This is a genomic window from Candidatus Cloacimonadota bacterium (genome assembly GCA_012522635.1).
Taxonomy (GTDB): Bacteria; Cloacimonadota; Cloacimonadia; order Cloacimonadales; family Cloacimonadaceae; genus Syntrophosphaera.
Map to the genome: position 1 here is coordinate 1 of JAAYKA010000095.1, position 9,978 is coordinate 9,978.

The 9,978-nt window shown below is 49.3% G+C and carries 2 protein-coding genes; both read right to left on the bottom strand.

Annotation, left to right across the window (positions count from 1 at the left end):
• Positions 1-190: 190 nt before the first annotated feature.
• Positions 191-4,570, bottom strand: coding sequence for a S8 family serine peptidase (locus tag GX135_04995; GenBank protein ID NLN85446.1), 4,380 nt, complete (start codon positions 4,568-4,570; stop codon positions 191-193).
• Between the two features lie 147 nt (positions 4,571-4,717).
• A complete protein-coding gene (locus tag GX135_05000) occupies positions 4,718-9,811 on the bottom strand; it encodes a hypothetical protein (protein ID NLN85447.1) in 5,094 nt (1,697 codons plus the stop codon).
• Positions 9,812-9,978 lie beyond the last annotated feature (167 nt).

The following is a 9,978-nucleotide window of genomic DNA, read 5'->3' on the forward strand; positions in this document are numbered from 1 at the left end:
TGACGATAAATCTCTGAAAAATCTTTCCTGTCTGGGGTGTCCTCCAGTATACCGGGATTAAACCCAAATAATGCAGTAGGGTTTCCCCAGTCCGCATAATCGGACTGATTGTTGTGATTTATTTGGGATAAAAAAGCCCCGCACATTATTTTTGTAGCGCGGGGCTCGTTTTATAGCTATCTGGACTTTGTTATTCTGCAGTTATTGCCATGACCCTGTAAAAGGCTCTGGGCAAAGGTTCACTATCTTCGAAATACAGGTTGGTGGTGGTGCCCATCAGGATAAAATCGCCATAAGGCTCGAAGGCGCGATAGATTTGGTAAAAATCGGCGTTTTCAACATTGTCCCAGGATAATGTGACACCGTTAACAGATTTCACCACATTCAGTTCCGGGGTGTCAAGCCCCATGAAGGCACCTATTCCGCTGAGGGCGATGATAACCGGGGAATGATCCGCGTTGCTGACAATTACAAGGTCTCCCGTGTAAGAACAGGATTCCTGGGGTGAGAAGCTGAGGTCATAATCCCGCGAATCTCCAGCATTGAGACTGTAATATAGATTGTTGCGAATCTCAAACGAATCGGAGGAAACATGTTCAGATACTGTGAAGGGATCCGGGGCGACAATGGAGCCAGACAGAACGTCGTTGCCGATATTTTGGATGGTAAATTGAAGAACCTTTTCCATGCCTGGAACCACTGTTCCAAAATCAAGAGACAATGGTGTGACCAGAATTTGCGGAGCTTGTGGCTCTGGAGCCAACATGGCAAGCCTCAGGTTTGGACGGTAATTCGAGGTGCCACCACCCGCGAAAACGTTAGTCTGGTCGCTGCCCTCAGCCACAACGAAACGATAGCCACTGGTCACGGATGTGTATTGTGTGGTTCCACTTGGATTCCAGGAGCCGATGGGCGAAAAGGCGGTGTCCACCACAATGTTGTCTTCTCCATTCCAGACGAATGGGCTGCTGAGAGGCAACATATTCCATCCGGTTTGAGTGGGTCTGTAAGAAGAGGAATTCCATACTTCGTTTAAACTTGAAGCTGGCGTCCAAGTGCTTGCGTTGATTGCGGTTGTGTGTCCCATCCTCACCACATAGTTTGGCATCGCCAAAGCTGGGATTCCAGTGACGTTGAAGCCGATTTCCTCAATGGTTATCGGCCCGAAAACCCCCGCGTTGTTCAGTTCTGTCTTGGTGTAAACAGATTGCCCGTGCAGGCTGGGATAGAATATATTTATGGGGCATGATACTGACACTCCATTGCTGGCTGTGCCACTGCCAAGTTCAACAAAACTGTATTCATCCGGAGTGACTTGGACGGTGAATGTTGGCATCGCATCGCCCTGGGGATAAGATGCCACCACGTAATAGGAATAACTGGTGCAATTTTCCACATTGAAATCTGTATAGGCAAGGCCTGAAATGGAATTTAACAGCGCACCATCACGGTAGATTTTATAGGCGCTGGGCACACCTGAAAGGGCAGGATGCCAGGACAGCTCCACCTTTTGATTACCAGCGAAGGCTTTGAGATTTTGCGCGGGTTGCAACAAATCCGCGGGCAAGACTGCCAATATTTTCAGGTTTGGCAGGTTAGTGGAAGCTGCAAGTGACGCGGGTAGGGAAGAATCGCTGCTGTTTTGGCGTGCCTGGGTTCCTGACATGACGGTGTAGGTCCATAAAGGCGGATTGTCGCTCCAGTTTTGACTTCCCTTCAGTGTCAGGATGCTCAGATTTGAGGCTCCATCATATTCAAAGGGAGTATCGAGCTGGGCTTCCATCCATCCGGAAAGCGCATTGTTCAAGAAGTTTCCATCATAAACAAGCACATAGCCTTCCAGGCTGTAAGCACCTGTTGCGAGGCTGGATAGTGAAGTATGTTTCATGTAAATCTGGACGTTTTGAATCGGATCGACATCTGCTCCACTGGACTTCTGGAAAGCTATGGAGCCGATGGTGCAGGGGGTGCCAATCTGTGACGCCAAATAGATGGCTTCATGAGATGAATACAGAAAGTTCCGGTTCAAAGGGAAGTTTTGGGTGCGTGTGCCATCGCCAATGATGATGTCAACGGTGGGGGTTGAAGTGGGGTATCCCGTAACTACGTTTGAAGCTTCGGATTCGTTTGGCCCGTAAAGAGCTGTCACAACGTAATCGTAGGTGTTTTCATTTTCCACGCTGCGGTCTTGGAATTCAAGACTGAATTGAGTGGCGATAGCTTCTCCATCACGATAGATTCTGTATCCGGTGGGACCACCCTCCAAAGGTTCCTGCCATGCAAGGCTGACCACAGCATTTCCCGAAGTTTGCGTCAGGTTTCTGGGCGGGAAGAGGTATGTTCCTCCAGGGGGTAATTTGATGTGGTCTATCCATGCGCAGTCGTCACCCGAGGCACCTGAAAGGTTTTTTTGATAGACCCAGGAAAATGTGTGAAGGCCTGAACTGACCGGGAATTCAGCGTATTCCCACCTGGTGGGACCAGACCATTGATCCACAGGTTCGCCATCGATGTGAAAACGCAGCCAGTCGCAGTCTTGTTCGGATGAAACCCTGTAAAAGAAACTGATGTTTCCGGCCTGGCTAACTGTCATTTGCAGGCTGAGGGTCGAGCTGGAGCCGTTGCCGATGGCACCAGACTTCGCTGCGTAACTTCCGAAAGGTGTATCCGTCCATGGCACAGTCCAGGGTATGGGGCTGGTGTTTTGCCAGGGATGTTGAGAAAAATCCTGGGTTTCAAAATCCTCATCGGGTGGCATAAACAAAATGATGGAAATCGTGTGTGACGAGGAAATGGAGTTTCCATCTGTGGCTTTAACAGTCAGAATATGTTTTCCCCCCGGTTCGGAAGATGTGTCCCACAGCCAAGTGAAAGGCGATGTTGTCACAGTGGCTTTCAGAACTCCGTTCAGGTGGAATTCCACATTTGTGATGTTTCCGCCTGCGCTTGAAGCATTGGCCACAACGTTCACAAGGCTGCCGTGATTGATGAACTGACCATCCGCTGGATGTGTGATAAAACACTGCGGCTGGTTGTAGTTTATCGCCAGCAAGGCTGAATGGGCGTTAATTCTGCCGGCTCCAAGTTTCCCTACATAGCTTGGATTCAGATGATAAATGTCGTCCGCTGTGTCGGTCAAAATCTGGAGCAATTCATCGTTGCGGAGAGTTCTGCCGTTGCGGTGGGCGCTTGAGACTACCAATGCAGCAACGCCGCTTACGTGGGGACAAGCCATGGAGGTTCCCTGATTGAAGGCGTAAGCTCCATTTTTATTACAACTCAGGATTCCTTCTTCCAAGGATGTGACACATTCTCCGCCCGGCGCGGAAATATCCACCCAGGTGCCATAATTTGAATAGACTGGTCTTTTATCTTTGTTGTTTGTGGCGGCCACTGAAAACACATTTTCGTAACAACCGGGATACCAGTACCCCTCAAGGTTGTTGTTGCCTGCAGAAAATATGGAGACGCCACCATTCATCACATTTCCGCCGCCATTGGCGTTAAAATAGTCGATGGCATCCAACACATAGTGTTCATACACGTTTACCGTATTGTAGCTCCAGCTGTTCTGCGAGATTGCCGCACCGTTGTCAGCGGCATAAACCGGGGCAATGTGGTGTCCTCCACTACTGGAACCGCCAGCATACACTTGGCAGCTCATGAGCCGTACACCGTCTCCAGAGCCTGAACCGCCGGCAACACCAGCCACGCCAATGCCGTTGTTGTTTACTGCAGCAACTGTTCCCGCAGTATGGCAGCCGTGGTCACCGGGGACAATCTCGTGCCAGTTATGGGCAAAATTGTAGCCATGCACATCATCGATGTAACCGTTTCCGTCATCGTCGATTCCGTTTCCGGGAATTTCACCTGGGTTCACCCACATATTTGCTGCCAAATCGGGGTGATCGGTTTGAACTCCCTGGTCGATAATGGCCACAATCACATCGGGATGACCTGTTTCGATTTCCCAGGCCTCAGGCAAATCGATGTCGCAATCCGGGCTTCCGCCCACCTGACCGGTGTTGTGGTAGTGCCATTGTTCGTCAAAACGCGGGTCGTTTGGGGTCCAGCGTTCCAGGGTTCCCTCGATGGAGGCAATTACTTCCTCAGACATTGCGTGAAGAATCTTTTTGTATCCGGGTTCAGCCCATTGCACATCTTTTTCCAAAGCGCGATAGGCAGTCACCATGTCGCGGATGTCTGTTTCGCTCTTGAATTCCAGTTGGAACCAAAGGTGAAAGCCCCACTCCACATGGCGCCATCCCCATTTTTTGTTTTGTTTGATGTCGCCAAATAGCGGCGTGATACGGCTTACACCGAACTGTTGATTTAGCGCATCCAGGGATTCGATGCCAAATTGACGCAGTTGGCCATCTTCGAAGCTATAGTTTTGCGCCAATTTGCCATGCAATTCACCAAGTTTTATGTGGATTCGTCCTTCTTCGATGGCAGAATCCGGGACTTTATATAAATCAATGTCGGGACGTTCCCCAAAATTGGGGGCTGCAAACATGAAAGCCACGCTGAACAGTGTCAGCACAGCCAAAAGGATTTTTTGCCAAGTCATGGTAACATTATCTCCTAATCTGGTTGGCATGTTTATTGTTAATTAGGTTTTAGAACCAGCTGCAGAATAACCGCTTGTTCTTCATCAAGTTATAAAATTAGCCCCGCCACTCTGAGAAAGGTGGCGGGGCCTATTGCTATTTATGGTTCATTTTGAGGATAGCGGTTGTTCTTGAACTGCTTTCACATGATAGAAAGCTTTGCTCTGGATTTCGTTGTCCTCAAAACCGAGGTTTGTTGTGGAATCCAAGAAGTCGAACGTTCCAAAGGGATCTGTGGAACGATAAATATGATATACCGTTGCTCCTGCCACTTCATTCCAGGAAAGAGCAAATCCGGTTGCTGTTTTAACAACGCTAAGCTCTGGCGCTTCAAGCCCAACAGAGGTTTCCCTGAACAGGGTGTTCGAGAATGCGGGTTGAGAGAGATTATTGCCGGTATAAACGGATTTCACCGCCCATCTGTATTCTCCGGAGGGGAGGCTGTTCCACTGGTTCTCTTGCCAGCCCAAGCCGGTGACGTTGTTGGGGGTGATTTGAATCCAGGCCGTTTCGTTGTTTTCCTCTCCCGCGAGCAAGCGCCAAATCTTGTATCCGGTGTGGGCACGGTAACCGGACGCAGTTCCTTCCATGGTGGACAATCTGAAGGTATCTTTGCGCGAATTTGTCTCAAGATTTTGAGCAAAATCTCTATGCATGGCGAAGATGCCCTCGTTGCTGGGCTGGCCATGTTCCAAGACAATTGCGGAAGTGATGGCTGGAGCGTCGGTTGGGGGGAAGTGTCCCACAAAACCTTGAAGACACCAGTTTACGTCATAGGTTGGCGCCACAGACATGAGGCTAACCCAGCCATCGCCAGGGTTGATCAAGTTGCCAAAACCGTCAATCACAGGACCGTTGTCGGTACCGGCAGGATAACGGTCGGGACCGTGTGTCACACTATAACCAAACCAAAGTTCCTCATTGCCGTTAATTACCACAGGGTGGTCCAAAACGACTGTGTTATAGGTTTTTAAGGTTTCAGGTGTGAAAGCTTGCTCTGTTCTTAGAACCGCGGGTGCAGCTGCATTTCCGCCGCTCCAAACCTGGATGGTGAAGTTGGCTGTATCTGCTGGCCAAAATCTTACGGCTCGCAAGCTTTGGCCTTCGTAATCCCGCATCACAGAGGCGGGGAATCGGGCGGCGACGCTAAATGTCCCGCCCCCATTTATGCCCAGGCTACCATTGCTGGCTTGGGTGGTATATTGCAACCACTCTCCACCCTCGGAAGGAGGAGCACTCCAAGTGAGGTTTACCGCGTTTCCGGCATTCTCGGCAGTTACGAATCTGGGGGGAAGGGTTCCTTCCGTGAGCGCGATATTGAGAGTTGTGGATTGATTTCCCACAACCAGCATGTTCTGTATGTTCCAAGGCGAATAACCCGCCTTTACACAGGATATTTCATAGGTACCACGGTAAACGAAGAATTCGTAACGTCCCTGGGAGTTGGTTATTCCGCTGTATTCTCCGGCTGTCACTCTTGCCCCGGCGATGGGCAGGTTTGTGGCAATATCGGTCACAATGCCAGTGAGGACGCCGTTCATTCCCTTGGGAATCTCGTTCGAAAAAGACGGACCGGAGCTAATGAAATTTGTATAATGAGCCTTCACTGCATATTTGTATTTGCCAGTGGGCAGAGATGACCATTCATGATCCACAAAACTTCGGGTGCTGATATTTTCATCTGTGAGCTGTTCCCAACTGCTTTCGTCGTAGGCATCTTCAGAAAGAAACCTGAAAACCTGGTATCCTTCCAAAGCGCGATCGGGGTCGCTTTCATCGTCAAATGACGCCAGTGTGATCTGTGGGGCGCGGCTTGGCGCGGAATGCCCCACATAGCCTTGAATGTTCCAGTTGTAATTCAGATCTGGTGCCATATCCAGCAGGGTTGCCCATGACCCCTGAATGTGCATCATGTTTCCAAAACCATCCGCCGCGGGGCCAGTATCACAGCCCACGGGGTAACCACCAGTCACCACACTGCGGAGACCAAACCACAGTTCTTCAGTTCCGGTGATGAGCACAGGCTCGTTCAGGGTGACGGTATTATATGTGTTGAGTGGAGCGGGCGTAAAGGGTTGTTCAAGAATCAAGTTTTCCGGAGCAGCAGCTGTTCCACCAGTCCAGACACGGATCGAAAACTCTCCCGGGTCTGCAGGCCATACTTTTACAGCCTGAAGGCTCATGCCGGCGAAGCTGGTGAGGGCGGATGCGGGATAGCGGATTACAGCGTCGAAATCTACCGCGCTTCCCGTGCCGATCTTGTTTCCCACGTTGTTACCGCTGTCATAGTGAATCCATTGGCCAACGTCGTTCGTAGCCGGCGAAAGCCAGGCAACAGACACCTTTGAAAAGTCGAAGGCTTCTGTGGCTACAACACTGCGCGGAGGGTTGGAGAGTTCACGCAGGATGATGTCGCCCATATCCACGTTCGAACTTTCAACTGTCAAGTTTCCTGTATGTTCGCGATATCCGCTGCGCTTGATGCTTATGCTGTATGTTTTATCCGAATATACGTTTGGAATGGTGAAGAAGCCCTGGGCATTCGTGGTGGTTTGATAGTTTTCATATCCGTTCAATTTGATTGTGGCGTTGTTCAGACCGGCTTCAAAATTATCGCTACCCACCACGCGTCCGGTCACGGTGACCAGAGGGATTGGAACGAGGTTAAAATCCAAGCTGATATTTTCGCCTTCCACAACATTCACGTCAAGCGTCAGATCCTGATATCCATACTTGGTAGTAGTAATTTGACGCAAGCCCTGCTCAACGAAGGGAAACTCATAGTTCCCATCTGCAGCGGTTGTATAACGCAACAGAGTGTTGTTAACTGCAACTGTTGCTCCGATCATCGGCGCGCCCAGAGTGCGGACTGTACCTGAAACCGAACCCAGTCCCTCAGTCGAAAACACGAATGAGGTTTTTGGGAAGGTTCGTTGGGGAACCGTGTTTGTGGGAGGGGATGCGGGATTGTATCTCACGGCATCACTTTCCGCAAAACGTGTTCGGTAAATAATAACTCCATCGTGTTGCTCGAAGTGGTTGACCATCCAGTAAAATTGGTTTTCCCAAGGACGTTGCACCATCATGACCAGGTTTCCACCCTCATAAGGATAGGGAGTGGTCAAGGGTATCAAAATGTCGTTTTGCCCACTGGGAATATCCAAGGTTCCATCAAAAACCTGCGTAAGCTGTGTGGAGGGTATCCAGCCGTAGGTAAGATCAGTTTGGTTTGTTTCGCCCATCCAGATGTTCACGGGCATATCATAAAAATCCTCGTCGTACTTGTTGTACAGCTGTATGGCTTCCAACAAACCACGCTCCACGTCCAATTCGTCCCTTAAATAAATTGTTTCGAACAGTGAGTTTTGATAGAAGAAAGCTATCGGCATCCTTCCAAAAGAGCCTCCATTGCCAACTGTTATCAAGGATGTCCCCTCGGGTTTCACATCCACGTTATAGTTAGCGGTCACATTATTGTGAGGCATGGTGTCTCCATCCAAAAACACCTTGGCGTAGAGATAGGTGGAACCTTCAGAGGTCGGAGTCCAGGAAAAAGGAATCTGCAAGGTTTCAGTGTGCCCGATTTCCGGACCAGTCACAGTTCCGATTTCGATGTCTCCTTCCTGGTAAAGCTTCACCTGATAATTGCTTTGGGATTCAACGCCGTTGTTGCGGATATGAATCAAATAGTTGCAGGCTTTGCCAACGCTGGGGGTTGTGTTTCCAATGATGTGATACGCCTCCAAATCCATATTGATGGATTCCCCGGTATAGAAGAAGCTGGTTTTGGGAAATATTGATTTTGTAGTGCCGGGAGGCGGACTGGCTGGGTTTATGTTGGCAACACCGCCGCCAAGGGTCACAATCCGAGCTCTTGTCTGTGGACCACTTTGACAATAAAAGCCGTCCTCGCTGTCCAAAGTAAGCGTGTTTCGCGGGCGGTAAACCATCATCACCAAATTGCCGCCTTCATGTTCATAAGGCGTATCAAACAGAATGTGGATCATATTCGAGCCGAGGGGAAAATCGACGTTTCCATCAAAAACCATTTGGAGTTGTGTGGACGGAATCATACCTCCAGTCTGCAGGTCTGCTCTCTCGGTCGATCCCAGCCAAATTTGTATGTTTTGATCCAGTGCTTGCCTGATGAAGAGGTTGTAAAACGCCAAGGATGTAATTGTCCCGCTTGAAAAACCGAATTCGTCAGGATAATAGATACATTCGAATAGAGAAGCTGTGTATTTAAATTCGATCGGCAGCCGGGAAAACTCGTTTCCATAACCGATTGTAACATATTGATTGGCTGTGGTAAAACTCCAAACGGGACAGTTTTCAGCTTCACCAATGATGTTGGTGGGGATGATGCGCCAATAATAGACGGTTTCAGGCTCGATGTCTGAAGGCAGGGGATAGCTTGTAGCGGTGGTTTCCCCAACAAATGGGGGCGGGTTGTCGGTCCCCAGATACACTTTGTATCCAGAAGGGACTCCGCCGCCGCTTTTCCATTCCAGGTTTCCCGTGGGAATAACATCGAAGGTGCCATCTCTGGGAAGCACAAGCAAAGCCGGATTGGGCGGACTGGTGGGCACCAAAGCCTGCATGTTAAACTTCATGTTTGCCCTTAACTCGCGCAGCGTGCCGGAGGTTCCGGTTAAGCCATCATCCTCCAAGCTTTGAAAACGCAGACTGCTGGCATAGTCCGTGTTGGTACAATAAACATACGAATTAAAGCCCACCCATTCATCCCGGAATCTTGAGGATACTTCAACTATTATGTTCGACTCTCCGTCCCAGTTGAAGGGAGTGGAAAAATTATGGACTATCCATCCCGTCGTGGTGGGAGCGAAATTGTGATATTCATATACGGTTTGATATTCGCCAAGTTCAAATTCTGGAACCAGTTCTGTTTGGTTCGTGTGTTTCATCCTGATCATAAAACCAGGCATCGGCGAGACATTCATGACCTGTTGAACGTTGAAGGCAACTGAATTGATGTTACCCGGACCTCCTCCAGCTGCAAAAATCTCAGCGGCATGAATCAGGTATTGTTGTCGGAAGCTATTCCACCAACTCGCGTAAGGTGTCGCATAGTTTGTCGATTCCGCCCCTTCTCCAATTGTGATATCGGTTTGGGCATGAATCGTGGAGCAAATGCCAAGTGCCAGGATCAGCACCAGCAGTTTTAAGAGTCTGTTTTTCACAAGGGTCTCCTTTTATGGCTTTATTTTATTTATTAAAGTTTCATGTGCAGCCATACATACCCTACATATCCAAAGACCGGGCAATTTGTCCTCCCAAGGGCAGGGACTCTGTATCCGCATTTTTCTTTACGCGTGTCTAAATATAGTGTGTAATGTAGTGGTTAAAA